The 14,392-nt window shown below is 59.7% G+C and carries 18 protein-coding genes; 14 read left to right on the forward strand and 4 right to left on the reverse strand.

The annotated features are described in order from the left end of the window. Positions 1-2 precede the first annotated feature (2 nt). The 5 genes from rplV to rpsQ are packed head-to-tail and all read left to right on the forward strand — an operon-like array spanning position 3 to position 2,072. The gene (rplV, locus tag ACLI1T_RS01790) at positions 3-365 is read left to right on the forward strand and encodes a 50S ribosomal protein L22 (protein ID WP_005276938.1); all 363 of its coding nucleotides are present in this window, start codon (positions 3-5) and stop codon (positions 363-365) included. Beyond that, the gene (gene rpsC, locus ACLI1T_RS01795) at positions 365-1,111 is read left to right on the forward strand and encodes a 30S ribosomal protein S3 (protein ID WP_005276941.1); all 747 of its coding nucleotides are present in this window, start codon (positions 365-367) and stop codon (positions 1,109-1,111) included. The genes rplV and rpsC overlap by 1 nt, the downstream gene beginning before the upstream one ends. Positions 1,112-1,114: 3 nt before the next feature. Continuing rightward, complete coding sequence (gene rplP / locus ACLI1T_RS01800) at positions 1,115-1,531, forward strand: 50S ribosomal protein L16 (protein ID WP_005276943.1); 417 nt, start codon at positions 1,115-1,117, stop codon at positions 1,529-1,531. Further along, positions 1,531-1,761 (forward strand): 50S ribosomal protein L29, encoded by a 231-nt coding sequence (rpmC, locus tag ACLI1T_RS01805; protein ID WP_237791507.1) that lies wholly within the window; start codon positions 1,531-1,533, stop codon positions 1,759-1,761. The genes rplP and rpmC overlap by 1 nt, the downstream gene beginning before the upstream one ends. 2 nt (positions 1,762-1,763) lie before the next feature. Continuing rightward, a complete protein-coding gene (gene rpsQ, locus ACLI1T_RS01810) occupies positions 1,764-2,072 on the forward strand; it encodes a 30S ribosomal protein S17 (RefSeq protein WP_005276946.1) in 309 nt (102 codons plus the stop codon). A 71-nt stretch (positions 2,073-2,143) separates the two neighbouring features. Here the strand turns inward: rpsQ and ACLI1T_RS01815 are convergent, their stop codons facing one another. Next, the gene (locus tag ACLI1T_RS01815; RefSeq protein ID WP_411702873.1) at positions 2,144-2,938 is read right to left on the reverse strand and encodes a siderophore-interacting protein; all 795 of its coding nucleotides are present in this window, start codon (positions 2,936-2,938) and stop codon (positions 2,144-2,146) included. Positions 2,939-3,065: 127 nt separating this feature from the next. Here ACLI1T_RS01815 and ACLI1T_RS01820 point away from each other — a divergent pair, with 127 nt between their 5' ends. The 4 genes from ACLI1T_RS01820 to ACLI1T_RS01835 all read left to right on the forward strand — a co-directional run bounded on the left by ACLI1T_RS01820 (position 3,066) and on the right by ACLI1T_RS01835 (position 7,036). Further along, positions 3,066-4,013: an ABC transporter substrate-binding protein gene (locus ACLI1T_RS01820; protein ID WP_411702874.1), complete on the forward strand. Its 948-nt coding sequence runs from the start codon at positions 3,066-3,068 to the stop codon at positions 4,011-4,013. Further along, on the forward strand, positions 4,014-5,093 hold the full coding sequence (locus tag ACLI1T_RS01825; protein WP_349852315.1) for an iron ABC transporter permease: 1,080 nt from the start codon (positions 4,014-4,016) through the stop codon (positions 5,091-5,093). Then, entirely contained in the window at positions 5,090-6,124 is a 1,035-nt protein-coding gene (locus ACLI1T_RS01830) for a FecCD family ABC transporter permease (protein WP_411702875.1), read from the forward strand. Before ACLI1T_RS01825 ends, ACLI1T_RS01830 begins: the two co-directional genes overlap by 4 nt. Positions 6,125-6,208: 84 nt before the next feature. Further along, positions 6,209-7,036, forward strand: a complete 828-nt coding sequence (locus tag ACLI1T_RS01835; protein WP_411703277.1) for an ABC transporter ATP-binding protein — start codon at positions 6,209-6,211, stop codon at positions 7,034-7,036. Between the two features lie 42 nt (positions 7,037-7,078). Here ACLI1T_RS01835 and ACLI1T_RS01840 read toward each other — a convergent pair whose 3' ends face one another. Both ACLI1T_RS01840 and ACLI1T_RS01845 read right to left on the reverse strand, forming a co-directional pair. After that, positions 7,079-7,474, reverse strand: a complete 396-nt coding sequence (locus ACLI1T_RS01840) for a multidrug transporter (RefSeq protein ID WP_126318278.1) — start codon at positions 7,472-7,474, stop codon at positions 7,079-7,081. Further along, positions 7,471-8,355 (reverse strand): carbohydrate kinase family protein, encoded by an 885-nt coding sequence (locus tag ACLI1T_RS01845; protein WP_411702876.1) that lies wholly within the window; start codon positions 8,353-8,355, stop codon positions 7,471-7,473. The genes ACLI1T_RS01840 and ACLI1T_RS01845 overlap by 4 nt, the downstream gene beginning before the upstream one ends. Positions 8,356-8,375: 20 nt before the next feature. Between ACLI1T_RS01845 and ACLI1T_RS01850 the strand changes: the two genes are divergently transcribed. Together ACLI1T_RS01850 and ACLI1T_RS01855 are read left to right on the forward strand one after the other, a co-directional pair. After that, positions 8,376-9,584 carry a glycoside hydrolase family 32 protein gene (locus tag ACLI1T_RS01850; protein ID WP_411702877.1) on the forward strand — a complete coding sequence of 403 codons (1,209 nt, stop codon included), beginning with the start codon at positions 8,376-8,378 and terminating at the stop codon, positions 9,582-9,584. 124 nt (positions 9,585-9,708) lie between these two features. After that, positions 9,709-11,736 carry a sucrose-specific PTS transporter subunit IIBC gene (locus ACLI1T_RS01855; RefSeq protein WP_411702878.1) on the forward strand — a complete coding sequence of 676 codons (2,028 nt, stop codon included), beginning with the start codon at positions 9,709-9,711 and terminating at the stop codon, positions 11,734-11,736. Between the two features lie 292 nt (positions 11,737-12,028). On the opposite strand, the gene ACLI1T_RS01860 is transcribed toward ACLI1T_RS01855, so the two are convergent. Further along, positions 12,029-12,520, reverse strand: coding sequence for a hypothetical protein (locus ACLI1T_RS01860; RefSeq protein ID WP_411702879.1), 492 nt, complete (start codon positions 12,518-12,520; stop codon positions 12,029-12,031). A 388-nt stretch (positions 12,521-12,908) separates the two neighbouring features. Between ACLI1T_RS01860 and rplN the strand changes: the two genes are divergently transcribed. The 3 genes from rplN to rplE are packed head-to-tail and all read left to right on the forward strand — an operon-like array spanning position 12,909 to position 14,150. Then, positions 12,909-13,277, forward strand: a complete 369-nt coding sequence (gene rplN, locus ACLI1T_RS01865; RefSeq protein WP_023025193.1) for a 50S ribosomal protein L14 — start codon at positions 12,909-12,911, stop codon at positions 13,275-13,277. A gap of 4 nt (positions 13,278-13,281) precedes the next feature. Then, positions 13,282-13,596: a 50S ribosomal protein L24 gene (gene rplX / locus ACLI1T_RS01870; RefSeq protein WP_005276967.1), complete on the forward strand. Its 315-nt coding sequence runs from the start codon at positions 13,282-13,284 to the stop codon at positions 13,594-13,596. A gap of 2 nt (positions 13,597-13,598) precedes the next feature. Then, positions 13,599-14,150, forward strand: a complete 552-nt coding sequence (rplE, locus tag ACLI1T_RS01875; protein ID WP_023025194.1) for a 50S ribosomal protein L5 — start codon at positions 13,599-13,601, stop codon at positions 14,148-14,150. The last annotated feature ends 242 nt before the right edge of the window (positions 14,151-14,392 follow it).

Genomic DNA, 14,392 nt, shown 5'->3' on the forward strand with positions numbered 1-14,392 from the left:
CGATGAGTGAGACCATCACCTCCGCATCCGCCACGGCCCGCTACGTCCGCGTTACCCCGATGAAGGCACGTCGTGTGCTCGATCTGGTCCGCGGCAAGTCCGTAAGCGAAGCTTTGGCAATCCTGAAGTACGCACCACAGGGTGCATCCAAGCCAGTTGCAAAGGTCGTTGCTTCCGCAGCCGCTAACGCTGAGAACAACTTCGGCCTCGACCCACGCACCTTGGTCATCTCCGAGGCATACGCCAACGAGGGACCGACCATGCGTCGTTTCCAGCCGCGTGCACAGGGTCGTGCATTCATGATTCGTAAGCGCACCAGCCACATCACCGTGGTTGTCGAAAGCCAGCAGGAAGGGGCCAAGTAATGGGCCAGAAGATCCATCCTCACGGCCTACGTTTGGGCATCACTTCCGACTGGAAGACCCACTGGTTCGCGGATAAGGACTACGCGAACTACGTAGCCGAAGACATCAAGATTCGTAACTACCTCAACAAGGGCCTCGAGCGTGCCGGCATCGCCGACATCGTCATCGAGCGCACCCGTGACCGCGTCCGCGTGGACATTCACACCGCTCGTCCGGGCATCGTGATCGGCCGCCGCGGTGCTGAGGCTGACCGCATCCGCCGCGAGTTGGAAAAGCTCACCGGCAAGATGGTTGCCCTCAACATCCTCGAGGTCAAGCAGGTAGATGCAAACGCAACCCTCGTTGCTCACTCCATCGCGGAGCAGCTGGTTAACCGCGTCGCATTCCGTCGTGCAATGCGCAAGGCTATCCAGTCCGCTATGCGCCAGCCACAGGTTAAGGGCATCAAGATCCTGCTGTCCGGCCGCCTGGGCGGTGCAGAAATGTCCCGCGTTGAGCGCTACCATGAGGGCCGCGTTCCGCTGCACACTCTTCGCGCCGAGATCGACTACGGCACCGCAGAGGCCCACACCACCTTCGGCCGCATCGGCATCAAGGTGTGGATCTACAAGGGTGACGTCGTCGGTGGCGTACGCGAGTCCGAACTGAACGCTCCGGCACAGGGCCGTGGCCGCGGTGACCGCAATGGTCGCTCCCGCCGCGGTGGCCAGCGCCGCCAGCGTGCACAGCAGAAGCAGGAGGGCTAATCCATGCTGATTCCTAAGCGTGTTAAGTACCGCCGTCAGCACCGCCCGAGCCGTCGTGGCGTGTCCAAGGGCGGAAACCGCATTAACTTCGGCGATTACGCAATCCAGGCACTGGAGCCTGCGTACATCACCAACCGTCAGATTGAGGCCGCACGTATTGCCATCAACCGCCACGTTAAGCGCGGTGGCAAGGTGTGGATCAACATCTTCCCGGACCGTCCGTTGACCCAGAAGCCGCTCGGTGTTCGTATGGGTTCCGGTAAGGGTCCGGTTGAGAAGTGGGTGGCTAACGTGAAGCCTGGCCGCGTACTTTTCGAGATGAGCTACCCAACTGAGGCTGTTGCAATCGAGGCTCTGCGCCGCGCTGGCCAGAAGCTTCCTTGCAAGGTCCGCATCATCAAGAAGGAGGACCAGTTCTAATGGCAACCGGTACCCCCGCCCACGAGTTCCGTGAGCTCGACAACGCAGAGCTGGAATCCCGTCTGAAGGATGCGAAGGAAGAACTGTTCAACCTTCGTTTCCAGAAGGCCACCGGCCAGCTGACCAACAACCGCCGCATCGGCACGGTTAAGCGCGACATTGCCCGCATCTACACCGTTCTGCGCGAGCGCGAGCTGGGCCTGTCTGTCGCTCCGGGAGCTGAGGCTTAATCATGAGTGAGGCTAACGTGACTGAATCCAAGAAGGGACCAACTCCGAAGAAGGAGAAGGTCAAGGGTGCTCCTAAGGTCCGCACCGGCTACGTCGTCTCGGACAAGATGTCCAAGACCATCGTCGTCGAGATCGAAGACCGCAAGCAGCACGCTCTGTACGGCAAGATCATGCGCTCTAACAAGAAGGTTAAGGCGCACGATGAGGAAGAAATCGCAGGCGTAGGCGATCTCGTACGTATCGCTGAGACCCGCCCGCTGTCTAAGGACAAGCACTTCCGTCTCGTAAAGATCATCGAGAAGGCTAAGTAAACCCTAGCCAGCGCAGCCCCTGTACCGGACCACATTGTTCGGCGCAGGGGCCTCTCGCTGTTTTAGGGCTCTTAAGGACGGGCCCTTCCATAAAACCAATAGGGCACCCAGGTGACGTCGTCGGTGGGCAAGCCCCAGCCTTTCACCGCGAGGCCGCGGACCTTCTTTGCCAAATCTCCCTCGCCGGAGACCCACACGTACCCTGGCACCGAGTCACCGGCAAAATCTGCTTCCAGCGCGGCAACGACGGAATCCGCCTCCTGGTGCGGCTTGGTGCGAAGGACACGCAGGCTGCGCACGCTGGGCTCCCACCTAGCCGCGAGCCCGGGTTCTACTTCGTCATCGCTGGTCACTACGGTCATAACGTCGGTGCGGCTGAGCATCGCCGGGTTATGGTCCTCTTGGTAGGCCAGGATATGCCACAGGGCCGGCAGGGCGGAGGCATCGGCGACCAATAGTTGTGCTGCTTCGGTTGGCCGCCACAGCTCGTTGCAGGTAAAGAACCCCGCTGTATCGCCGGGTTGCGCGCGCAGAATCCATCGCGAGCCGGGCCCGGAATCGCCGTGGGTGACCACGTCGACGTCGATAGTGGCCTCCTCGGGGTGGAGCGCGCGGATGGTGTACCAGCGCAGGTCCGGCCGCGTCTCCTCGTCTATAGCGGCGACGGCGGCTCGGAGGTTAACGCCGTCGACGGGGAAGGGCGTAAATTCCTGCCCGGTTTGGGGCATGACAAGGCCAAAGAATTCATCGGGGCCGGCAAGGTCATACGTCCGGAACGCCTCGGCATGAAACGTCAGGCGGTGCAGGCGCGGCCGGATCAGTTCATTCGCGGTCAGGGTAACGGGAATCAGTTGGTGTTCAGGCATCGGGGACGATTGTAGGGAACAGCTCATGTATCCAACATACTCGTTCGAAGCTAATCCTTGCCTAATCCTTTGATTGGGGGCTAGGATCGGCAACGTCAATTTCTTCCTTTTTGAAAGGGCCAGCTTCATGAAGATTTTCGGACGCCGCACCATGGGCGTTGTGGCACTGCTGTCAGCCGGAGCCGTCGCATTAGCCGGTTGCTCGCGTGGTGAGGGCGATGAAAGCACGCAGTCCACCGACGCCGCCAGCGAAGAGCGCGTGGCTAGCCTGGGCCTGGGGGATGCCGATACGCTGCTCGCCCTAGGCATTACTCCCGTGACGGTGGCGCCGTGGGGCGCTGAGGGCGATGGCGATCCTTCCGGCGTCGGCCCGTGGTCAAAGAAGCTGCTTGGCGATGCCAAGCCTGAGGTCATCTACAACACCGCGACCGGATTTACCGCAGAGACATTCGAGCAGATCACCGCTGCCGATCCCACCAAGATCATTGCTGTGAACCAGGCGGTGGATGCGCGCACGAAGGAATCCCTGGAGGATATCGCGCCGACCACCGTTAAGCCGGATGATTATGAAGACTGGCAGGTTCCCTGGGAGGACCAGGTTGAGGCCATCGCGGATGCCGTGGATAAGGAAGACGAAGGCGATAAGCTTATCGCTGATACCGAGAAGGCCTTCGAGGAATTCCGCCGCGAGCACACCGAATTGCAGGGCAAGTCCGCAGCCATCGTCATGCCTTATGACGGCAAGATTGGCCTGTACACCGATGAGGATGGGCGCGGCCAGTTCATCGAGGATCTTGGCATGGAAATCCCTGATGAGTTGAAGGGCGATGGCAGCAGCTTCTTCGTTGACATTGCCCCGGAAAACTACGCAAAGCTCAACCAGGTTGATCACCTCTTTGTCCTGGATTACAACGGCTCTGCCGATGTCTTGAAGAAGGATAAGACCTTCCAGGGCCTCGATGTAGTCAAGGATAAGCGCGTGCGCTACCTAGACACGGATACCGGCAACGCCATGAGCATGCCGAACCCGGTGACCATCCCCTGGGCAATAGATAAGTTTGAAGAGAAGCTGTAATTGTCAGCAACCACGAAGGGCGGCCAGAATATTCAGACGGGTTCCGCGGCGGAAAGCCGCACAGCCACACCAGTGATGGCGCGGGGAAAGGGTCGCAAGACGTTCCTTGTTGCCCTCATCCTCGCCAGCCTGGTTCTGGCGGTGGCGTCCTTGGCGCTAGGCTCCCGCTCGATTCCGCCCGATGAGGTCATCGCCGCGCTGCGCGGGGCGGGGGAGCAGGATATCCGCGATATCGTGTGGAACCTGCGCATGCCGCGCACCTTCTTGGCCTATTTCGCCGGCGCGGCTCTTGCCGTCGCCGGTGCCCTGGCGCAATCGTGGACTAGGAACCCGCTGGCGGACCCGGGATTTATTGGCATTACCGCAGGCGCCTCGTTCTTCGTTGCCCTAGGCACGGCCATCGGCATTGCTACCTCCACCGGCATGCGCACCACCCTCGCGCTTGCGGGGGCGGGCATTACCACGCTGCTGGTTTTGGCCGTCTCCCGGCGGTTTCAGGATCCGCTAACGCTCATTTTGGTCGGTGCCGGCGTCTCCGCAGCCTTGGGATCGGGCGCGGTGATAATCGGCCTGTATTCCACGGATGTGCTCGATAGCATGCGGCGGTGGACCATCGGCTCGACCTTTGGGCGCGGCCCAGAAGACGTCGCCATCGCGGGCATTGGCCTGCTCATCGGCCTAGCGTGCGCGGCAATGGCGGCCAGGCCGCTTGATCTTTTGGCGATGGGGGAGGAGTCCTCGCTCGCCTTGGGCGGATCCCCCACTACTGCGCGCGTCGGCGCGGCGCTGAGCGTCGTGGTGCTGGCCGGCAGTGCAACGGCGGCGACGGGGCCCATTGCCTTCGTTGGTTTCGCCATTCCCCACATCGTGCGGCGGGTGGTCGGCCCCAGCGTTGCCACGATGATCCTGCCCTCCGCGCTCTTGGGAGGTTGTGCCGTGCTTGCCGCCGACATCATCGGCCGCCTCATCGTGGGGAACTCGGAGCTGGAGATGTCTATCGTGCTTGCCATAGTGGGCGCGCCCTTCCTCATTTGGGGCGCTCACCGCGGCGTGGGCAGAGCGTGGGGTGATAACGCATGACAACAATAAGCAGTACCCTGCAAGCGCAGCAGCGTCGCAGGTATGTCCGCGTGCTCACCACCACGCTGGTATTTGGCCTTATCGCCCTTGCCGCTTACCTGGTGTTGCTGGGGCAAGGGCCTTTGGAACTGAGCCCGCGGCAGGTCATCGATGTGCTTACCGGCGGCGGCAGCGAGAGCCACATCAGGGTGGTGTGGGACTTGCGTCTGCCGGTCGCCATCGCCACCGTCATCGTGGGCGCCGCCCTCGGCGTGGCCGGCTCATGGACGCAGACCATGGCCCGCAACCCGCTGGCATCGCCAGATATCCTGGGCGTGACCGGCGGCGCATCGGTGCTGGTGGTGCTGGGCACCGTGCATTCGCGCCCCGGTTTCGCGGACGGCATCCCGGACTTTTGGTGGCGGGCATGCTTGGCGATGATCGGCGCCTTCCTCGTCGTCATCCTCCTCGCCGTCCTGGGCGGCATCGGCACGAGCAACCGCATCGTCATCGTCGGCATTGCCTTATCGCTGATGTTTCAGGCCGTCGTGGCGTATTTGATGCGCAGCGCGCAGATCCAGCGCGCGGCCGAGGCGCAAACGTGGCTGGCGGGCTCGACCGGGTTCGTGCGCATGGAGGTCATTGTGCCTCTACTCGTGGCATTAGCGCCGTTTCTTGCCATAGGCATCTGGTGCGCGCGGGAGCTGCCGCTGCTTGCCCACGATGATTCGTCTGCCATCACCCTGGGCGTAAATATCTCCCGCCAGCGCGCCTTGCTGCTCATCGCGGCAACCGGGATCTGCGCCGTGGTGGTTTCGGTGGTGGGGCCCATTGGGTTTATCGCCCTGCTGGCCCCGCACCTGGCGCGGATGGCGGCGCGCACGCCCACGCCATCGCCGGTGGCATCGGCAGCCGCAGGTGCGGCGCTGTTGACCGTGTGCGCCGTTATCGCCGGCGCGATTCCGGTCAACGCCCCGGTGGGCGCGGTCTCCTCGGTCATCGGCGGCTGCGCTCTGGTGGTCTTGGTGTGGAATGCGGCCCGGCGCAGCTAATCGCTGTGGCGCGCCACAGCGAGGATTGGGCAAACGAGCCACCCAAAAAGTGCTACACACTCGTACGTGGATGAAGGAAAAGATATGACGGATAATCAGCCCACGCGCTCGAAGCGCCGGTGCAGCCTCCAAGCCACCGGCATTCATGCGGGATATAAGGACGGCGAGGATATCCTCGCCGGCGTCGATCTGCATGCACGCGCCGGTGAGGTCACCACGCTCATCGGGCCCAATGGCTGCGGCAAGTCCACGCTGCTCAAGACGCTGTCTAAAATCCTGGCCCCGCGGCAGGGCAGCGTCATGGTCGGGGACGCTGACCTGCATGCGATGAACGCGAAGGAAGCCGCGCAGCAGGTGGCGCTGCTGCCGCAGCACCCCGTGGCCCCTGATGGATTGCGGGTAGGCGAGTTGGTTGTGCGTGGGCGCCACCCCTATCAGGGCAGGATGCGCGGCCTTTCCGCCACGGACCGAGAGATCATCGCCCAGGCCTGCGAGGCCACGGAGATTGTGGACTTCCTCGATCGCGATATCGCTTCCCTATCGGGCGGGCAGCGCCAGCGCGTCTGGCTAGCGCTAGCGTTGGCGCAAGATACGCCGGTGCTGCTTCTCGATGAACCCACGACCTTCCTCGACCCCGCACACGCCATGAGCATGTTGGAGCTGGCTCGCGCACAGGCGCGCGCTGGCAAAACGGTGGTAGTGGTCCTGCACGATCTCATGCTGGCGGGCCACTACTCCGATTCCATGGTGGTGATGAAGGCCGGCGAAATCATTGCTCGCGGGGCCCCGAACCAGGCGCTGGCCCCCAAGGTACTGGCGCAGGCCTATGGCATCGAGGCGGAAGCATGGGACGACCCGCTTGGCGATGCCCCCATTATCGTCCCCCGCCGCGTCCTCCCCAGCGACAGCTAAGCGCTCCCCCGCTAAGCGCGGGGAACGTGTTGCTCAGATCGGTTACTGCCGCGCCAACCGGCGGATATCCAAAACCGAAATAGCGATGATAAAGAGGTTGAGCACGCAGCCCACGCTGAGTAGGAAATTGCCGATGCGGTAGGTTCCTGTGCCGACTGCTGCCATATTGCCGTAGATGTAGATCCAAATTCCCCAGCCCACCAGGAGCACGATGCCGGCGATTCCGGAGAGCAGCTTGAGGCTGCGTGGGGAGGCGGGGGCGAAGAACTTAAAGGCGGCATCGATAAGCGCGCCCGCTGCAAGGACGATGCTTAATCCACCCGAGAGCCACAGTGGGAGCAGGGCTGCGGTGCCAACGACGACGGGGAGGATGAAGGCGAGGAAGGCTAAGAGGAATAACCCCAGGTGTATCCACAGCGTGCGTTTGGTGTAGCTCATAGGGCTGACTCTACTTCCTTGCGCAGTGGGGGATTTGCGCCGGTGCGGGAGACGGTGATGCCGGCCGCAGTAGCGGCAAAGTGGAGGATATCGCGCCACTCTTCGGCGCCAAGTGCTGCGGCCTTGTCCGCATCGAGGCCGCGTTCACCCAGTTGCGTCAAAAGGGCGGCCATGATGGTGTCGCCGGCGCCGATGGTATCGGTGACCTTGACCGCGGCTGCGGGAACATTGAGGGAAGTATCCCCGGCCCTGACGCTAATTCCATCGGCGCCGCGGGTAGTGACCACGATGGGTACCTGGTCGGTGAACTCTTCGCCTAAAAATTCCACCTCTTCATCCGATAGTTTCAGCACAGAGACGTATGGCAGCAAATCCGCCAAGAATTTCTTATGCGCGTCGGTGGCATAAAAGGGCCGGATATTGGGGTCTAAGGCCACGAGTGTTCCCTGCGCGGCGAAGTCCTTGAGCAGCAGCGCGTAGCGGGAAGCGCCCGGTTCCAAGGCCAAGGAAACGGTGCCGAAGCAGGCGATATCTGCCGGAACTAGTGTGGGTTCAACGAAGCGATCCGCAGTGCCTTCCACATAAAAGTTATAGGAGGCCGTGCCATTATCCGCGATGGTGGTCACCGCCAGGGTGGTCGGTTCCTCGCCGCGCTGCACGTGGGCGGTTACCACGCCTTCTTCCTCAAGGCGCCGGAATAATTCCTGGCCAAACCCATCGGTAGAAATCCGCGATTGGAACTCCACGTCCGCGCCCAAGCGTGCCGCGGCGATGGCCACGTTGAAGGGGCCGCCGCCCAACGCCGGGGTGAGGTCATTCAAGCGGCCGGGGGATACCGGAACCAAGTCCACGAGGCCTTCGCCGCACACATGAATAGTCATAGTTCCATAGTATCGGGGACATGAACCACCGACCGAACTTTCACCTCGCCCCACCACTTGGACGCCTCAATGACCCCAATGGCCTTTTTGTGGATGGCGATATTCTGCACGCCTATTACCAGCATGACCCTGCCTTTCCGCACAAGCCCAAGCGGACTGGCTGGGGTCACGCCACCACCACGGTGTCCGCGCCCAATCCGTGGCGGCATTACCCCGATGCGCTCTATCCTGACCTGCCCTATGACAAGGATGGGTGCTACTCCGGCGGGGCCGTGGTTGACGGCACTGACGTGTGGCTTTTTTATACCGGAAACCTGAAAGAAGCCGGGCGCCGCATCCCCTCACAGAATCGCGTGCGGGTCATGGATCCCTCCGGGCCGGAAGGCGGGATTTATGTCCGCGATGCCGCTAACCCGCTTATTGCTGATTCCCCGGAGGGATATACCGGCCACTTCCGCGATCCCCATATTTCCCGCGCTGGGGAGGGATGGCGCATGGTCATTGGTGCGCAAACGGAAGACGAACGCGGAACCATCGTGCTGTATTACTCGCAGGATTTAAAGCAGTGGGATTTACAGGGAGAGCTTGTTTTTGATGATCCCGCGCAGCTTCCCGGTGGCTATATGTGGGAGTGTCCCAACCTGCTGACCTTTGGGGATAAGCACGTGCTCATTTTCTGCCCACAGGATGAAACGGACCGTTGCGGCTACGTCGTCGGGACCTTGGATGGGCTAAATTTTCATGTTGAGCGCGGCTTTACCCTGCTGGATCACGGCACGCAGTTCTATGCGCCGCAGGCGACCGAGGAAAATATCCTGCTGGGCTGGATGGGCATGCCCGCTCATGATGAAACTCCAACGCAGGGGTGGGTGCATACCTTGACTATTCCGCGGCGGCTGTGGCTGGAGGATAACTACCTGCGCCAAGAACCGCTGTGGTCTGCACTGCCGGAAACCGGCGGCAGGGAGGGCTTTGGCTCGACCATTGATGTAACAGGGGAGGGGGCTTATGCGCTTGTCGATGCCACCGGCAAGGAAGCATTCCGCGTGGTGCAAGGCGGTGGCAGCATCTCTTTCAACGGCGGCGAGCCGATCGCGTGCCCCGATGGAGAAATGCGGTTGATTGCTGATGGCTGCGTCGTAGAAGTCTTTGCCGGCGGCGGTCGCATCGCCGCGGCTTTCGCGGTCTTTGGCGATGCTCCCTGGCAGGCATGGGAGCCGCTGGACTAAAACCCTGCGGAACTAGGACCGACAATTTTTTGCTTTGTGGACATTTGGACTTAAACAGACTTAAATTGGAAGGAGGCAATCACATTCGGTCATTTGATGTGACCTAAATTACAAAGGTTGGTCCATGGAGCATAAAGAGGTCGCCGCCCGTACCCTCAAGGCATTAGGCGGCGAAGATAATATTATTGCCCTTGCCCACTGCGCCACGCGCTTGCGCATGGTGTTGGATGATTCGGACAAGGTAGACACCGCAGCGCTAGACAACGATCCAGATCTGAAGGGCACCTTTGAAGCCGGTGGCATGTTCCAGGTCATCGTGGGCCCAGGCGATGTCAATATCGTCTTTCAGGAAATGACCAAGTCCATTTCCAAGGACGTTGCCGTATCCACCGACCGCCTAAAGGATATTGCCGCGGAATCCGGGAACTGGTTCTCCCGTGCGGTCAAGGTCTTGGCGGATATTTTTGTTCCGCTAATCCCAATCCTGCTCGGCGGCGGTCTATTGATGGCATTAAATAATGTGCTGACCGCGCCGGGGCTTTTTGGGGATCAATCCGTCATCGAAATGTATCCCTCGTGGGAAGGGTTTGCCGGACTGGTCAACCTCCTGGCATCTGCGCCCTTTGCCTTCTTACCTATCCTCGTGGGCTTTACTGCTACTAAGCGCTTTGGTGGCAATGAATTCTTGGGCGCGGGCATGGCCATGGCCATGGTCATGCCAGATTTGGTTAGCGGCTATAACGTTGCCGAGGCCATTGACAAAGGCGAGATGCCCTACTGGGATATCTTTGGCTTAGACGTTGCCCAAGCCGGCTACCAGGGCTCTATCTTGCCCATTCTGGTCATCGCCTGGATTTTGGCGACGATTGAAAAGTTCCTACACAAGCACCTCAAGGGCACCGTGGACTTCATGCTCACGCCCCTGCTTACCCTGCTGGTGACCGGCTTTATTACCTTTATGGGGCTGGGTCCAATCTTGCGTACCGCCGGTGAATGGTTGGGCATGGGGCTGGCCAACCTGTATGACTTTGCAGGTCCTGTGGCCGGCTTCCTTTTCGGTCTGGTTTATTCACCGATCGTCATTACCGGCCTCCACCAATCCTTCCCACCCATTGAGACAATGTTGTGGAATGAGGGCGGTTCCTTCATTTTCCCCATTGCCTCGATGGCCAATATTGCCCAGGGTGGCGTGGCCTTGGCCGTGTACTTCCTGGCGCGTTCCGAAAAGCTCAAGGGCTTGGCCGGTGCCTCCGGTATCTCGGCGCTGTTTGGTATTACTGAGCCCGCGATCTTCGGCGTTAACCTGCGCCTGCGTTGGCCGTTTTATATCGGTATGGCGGCATCGGCCATCGCCTCTACGTTCATCGCAATTTTTGGCGTGCTTGCGGATGCCCTCGGTGCCGCCGGCTTCATTGGCTTCGTCTCCGTTCCCCGCTTTGTCCCAACCTTCTTGCTGTCTGGTGTCATCTCCTTCGCCGTAGCCTTCATCGGGGCCTACCTGTACGGGCGCGTGCTCATTCATCGCAATGGCACTATTGATCCGGATGAGGTTAATCCTCCCGCCGCGCAAGCTTTGGCCGCCGAGGCCGCTGAAGAGTCTGCTGACAGCGCTTCCGCCGCCGCAGATGCCGCGACGATCTTTTCCCCGCTAGAGGGAAATGCCGTGCCCCTTTCCAAAGTTGAGGATCCCATGTTTGCCGGGGGCAAGCTGGGTACAGGCGTTGCTATCGAACCGACCGTCGGCAAGCTCGTCGCGCCTGCCGATGGCACCATCACCGTGACCTTCCCTTCCCACCACGCTTACGCCCTGCGCGTCGAAGACCCAGCGGTGGGGCCGATTGACATCCTTATGCACATTGGCTTCGATACGGTAAACCTCAAGGGCGAACACTTCACCTCGCACGTCAATAAGGGCGATACCGTAAGGCAAGGCGAGGTCCTGGCTGAATTCGATATCGAGGCCATCAAGGAAGCGGGCCTGCCGGTAACGACGCCAGTGGTTGTGTCCAATGCTAAGAAGACTGGCCCCGTTATTCCCACCGCGGCTTTCCGCGAGGGCGAGCTCATCGGTTCTGGGACGGACCTATTTACCGTTGATCCAAAGGCTAGGCAGGAGACTGCGGAGACTTCTACGAAGGAAGCTACGTCTTAAGGGCTGGGGTTTCTGATACAAGAAAGGCTGGGGATAAACCCAGCCTTTTACTTGTTGGTGTTCATTAGGCGCCGTTGCGCCGTTGCCCAGGCTTTGGGCGGCTGGTGTCACCACGGTGACAATGGCTACGGTATCGATCCCCTAGAAAACCATAAGAGACCGCCAAGTCGGTCGCTACCAACACCGGCACGGCTAAGTTTTGCTGTGGGCCAATCGCGTGGGAAATTGCCTTAGGGCTACTCAGGAATACGAGTGCTAACGCACACCTACCGTTTAGTGCAAGAGAATTGAACTATGCGAAGAATCTCCGGCGGGCGGTGAACACGCCGCCAAGCATCATTGCTGCAATGCTGAGGGCTGCTAGGAGCCGAGCGACAGTGTTCGAGCCGGTTTCTGCCGCCATGCCACGCGGAGCCTCAACAGCTGCAGGTGCTTCGGCTTCCACCGGTGTTTCGACGGGGGCCTGCTCAGGAGCCGTTTCCTCGATTGCGCCACTTTGAGCGATTACTTCTTCTTTGTCGTTTTTGATCATTTCTTGGGAGGCGGCTTTCTCTTCTGGAGTAGGCTCCAAGTGAGTCCGAGATTGATCTCTGATGTAGGTAATGCCGTTCTTGGCGAGGTACCACGTCACGCCACCGATTACGAGAACTGCTGCTAAGGCAGCAATTCCAATTCCACTTTGCGCCTGAGCGTTTGCTTCCGGCGTAGGGGCGGTGGGTGTGACGCCGAAGGTGAGGGCGCCAGCTAACGCAGTGGCGGTCAGAACTTTAGGTATGCGATTCATTTTTGTCCTTAGGGGGCAGTGGAATAGGGAAGAGCCCGTCTGAGAGATAAACGGATCTAAAGATTAACAGGATTCTTTGTGCTGCATTACCGCTGCGCAAAGAAAAATCGTCCGATTATTAAAACCAGGCACAGCTGTCCTAAATAGGGGGTGCTAGGGCGAAAAGTTGCTTCGCATTCGAAGTTTGGAAAGCGCCACCCCCATATGGTTGAATGTATAGGTTGCGAGAGCTGGTCGGTCCGTAGCGGTGCGTTTCCGAATCGCCGGTCCGAGACCCATCGACGCTTTACGGTGTTCGTTGTAAAGGCTCGAGCACAGCAAGTTTGTAGACCGCGTGTGGCAAGGACGGAAATCTTGTCGCACATCAATCCAGGTCAGGAGACCCATAGTGATTCAGCAAGAATCGCGTCTGCGCGTCGCCGACAACTCTGGTGCACGTGAAATTTTGTGCATCCGCGTTCTCGGTGGCTCTGTCCGACGCTCCGCTGGCATCGGCGACGTAATTGTCGCGACCGTCAAGGACGCTGTTCCAGGCGGCAGCGTAAAAGAAGGCGATGTAATTAAGGCAGTTATCGTCCGTGCGAAGAAGGAGACCCGTCGTCCAGACGGTTCCTACATCCGCTTTGACGAGAATGCTGCAGTTATTCTGAAGGGCGATAGCGAACCTCGCGGTACCCGTATCTTCGGCCCGGTTGCTCGTGAACTTCGTGACAAGCGTTTCATGAAGATCGTTTCTCTAGCACCGGAGGTGATCTAATCTTATGAAGATCCATAAGGGAGATATGGTGATTGTCATTTCGGGCCCAGATAAGGGTGCGAAGGGCAAGGTCATCGAGGCATACCCGAAGCGCGAAAAGGTCCTCGTTGAGGGCGTTAACCGCATCAAGAAGCACGTCGCAAACTCCGCTACCGAGCGTGGCGCCGAGTCCGGCGGAATCGTTACCCAAGAAGCCCCGATCCACGTGTCCAACGTTGCGATCGTTGACTCCGAGGGCAACCCGACCCGCGTGGGCTACCGTTTCGACGAGAACGGCAAAAAGGTCCGTATCGCGCGTAGCAACGGGAAGGACATCTAAAAATGAGCGAGAACTACACCCCGCGTCTGAAGACTCGCTACCGCGAGGAAATCCGCAAGAACCTGAACGAAGAGTTCAAGTACGACAACGTCATGCAGATCCCTGGCGTCACCAAGGTCGTCGTCAACATGGGTGTTGGCGAAGCTGCCCGTGACTCTAAGGTCATCAATGGCGCTCTCGAGGACCTGACCGCTATCACCGGTCAGAAGCCACAGCTGCGTCGCGCAAAGAAGTCCATCGCAAACTTCAAGCTGCGCGAAGGCATGCCTATCGGCGCACGCGTTACCCTGCGCGGCGACCGCATGTGGGAGTTCCTGGACCGTCTGCTGACCATCGCGTTGCCACGTATTCGTGACTTCCGCGGTCTGTCTGACCAGCAGTTCGACGGCCACGGTAACTACACCTTCGGTCTGTCTGAGCAGTCCATGTTCTACGAAATCGACATCGACAAGATCGATCGTCCCCGTGGTATGGACATCACCGTCGTTACCAGCGCTACCAACGACGAAGAAGGCCGTAAGCTCCTGCGCGAGCTCGGCTTCCCGTTCAAGTAAATAGAGCGCTAAAAAATCCCAACTCCATGCAAGGAGTTGGGATTTTTTAGTTTTATTGTCATCCTTGGATTCTAGTGGTCGTTTCAACGGGTTAAGTAGCAGGAAGTGTGTCTCGGTTTCAGCGTAAGCGCTGGTTAGCTTGTTTAAATAGGAGCTGAATAAGCTTCTGGGGCTTATTCGGCCCTGCTTTTTGTTCAATCCACCGGAATGGCACCTGCATGTGGTATGTGGTGAGCTGGTTG

Source organism: Corynebacterium tuingiense, assembly GCF_046718165.1.
In the GTDB taxonomy this organism is placed as follows: Bacteria; Actinomycetota; Actinomycetes; order Mycobacteriales; family Mycobacteriaceae; genus Corynebacterium.

What these genes read in the sequence shown, in the direction of transcription:
- ACLI1T_RS01815 (WP_411702873.1), bottom strand. Translation starts at nt 2,938, where the DNA reads ATGCCTGAACACCAACTGATTCCCGTTACCCTGACCGCGAATGAACTG.
- rplV (WP_005276938.1), top strand. Translation starts at nt 3, where the DNA reads ATGAGTGAGACCATCACCTCCGCATCCGCCACGGCCCGCTACGTCCGC.
- rpsQ (WP_005276946.1), top strand. Translation starts at nt 1,764, where the DNA reads ATGAGTGAGGCTAACGTGACTGAATCCAAGAAGGGACCAACTCCGAAG.
- ACLI1T_RS01840 (WP_126318278.1), bottom strand. Translation starts at nt 7,474, where the DNA reads ATGAGCTACACCAAACGCACGCTGTGGATACACCTGGGGTTATTCCTC.
- ACLI1T_RS01835 (WP_411703277.1), top strand. Translation starts at nt 6,209, where the DNA reads ATGACGGATAATCAGCCCACGCGCTCGAAGCGCCGGTGCAGCCTCCAA.
- ACLI1T_RS01850 (WP_411702877.1), top strand. Translation starts at nt 8,376, where the DNA reads ATGAACCACCGACCGAACTTTCACCTCGCCCCACCACTTGGACGCCTC.
- ACLI1T_RS01830 (WP_411702875.1), top strand. Translation starts at nt 5,090, where the DNA reads ATGACAACAATAAGCAGTACCCTGCAAGCGCAGCAGCGTCGCAGGTAT.
- ACLI1T_RS01860 (WP_411702879.1), bottom strand. Translation starts at nt 12,520, where the DNA reads ATGAATCGCATACCTAAAGTTCTGACCGCCACTGCGTTAGCTGGCGCC.
- rpmC (WP_237791507.1), top strand. Translation starts at nt 1,531, where the DNA reads ATGGCAACCGGTACCCCCGCCCACGAGTTCCGTGAGCTCGACAACGCA.
- ACLI1T_RS01845 (WP_411702876.1), bottom strand. Translation starts at nt 8,355, where the DNA reads ATGACTATTCATGTGTGCGGCGAAGGCCTCGTGGACTTGGTTCCGGTA.
- rplE (WP_023025194.1), top strand. Translation starts at nt 13,599, where the DNA reads ATGAGCGAGAACTACACCCCGCGTCTGAAGACTCGCTACCGCGAGGAA.
- ACLI1T_RS01820 (WP_411702874.1), top strand. Translation starts at nt 3,066, where the DNA reads ATGAAGATTTTCGGACGCCGCACCATGGGCGTTGTGGCACTGCTGTCA.
- rplP (WP_005276943.1), top strand. Translation starts at nt 1,115, where the DNA reads ATGCTGATTCCTAAGCGTGTTAAGTACCGCCGTCAGCACCGCCCGAGC.
- rplX (WP_005276967.1), top strand. Translation starts at nt 13,282, where the DNA reads ATGAAGATCCATAAGGGAGATATGGTGATTGTCATTTCGGGCCCAGAT.
- ACLI1T_RS01855 (WP_411702878.1), top strand. Translation starts at nt 9,709, where the DNA reads ATGGAGCATAAAGAGGTCGCCGCCCGTACCCTCAAGGCATTAGGCGGC.
- rpsC (WP_005276941.1), top strand. Translation starts at nt 365, where the DNA reads ATGGGCCAGAAGATCCATCCTCACGGCCTACGTTTGGGCATCACTTCC.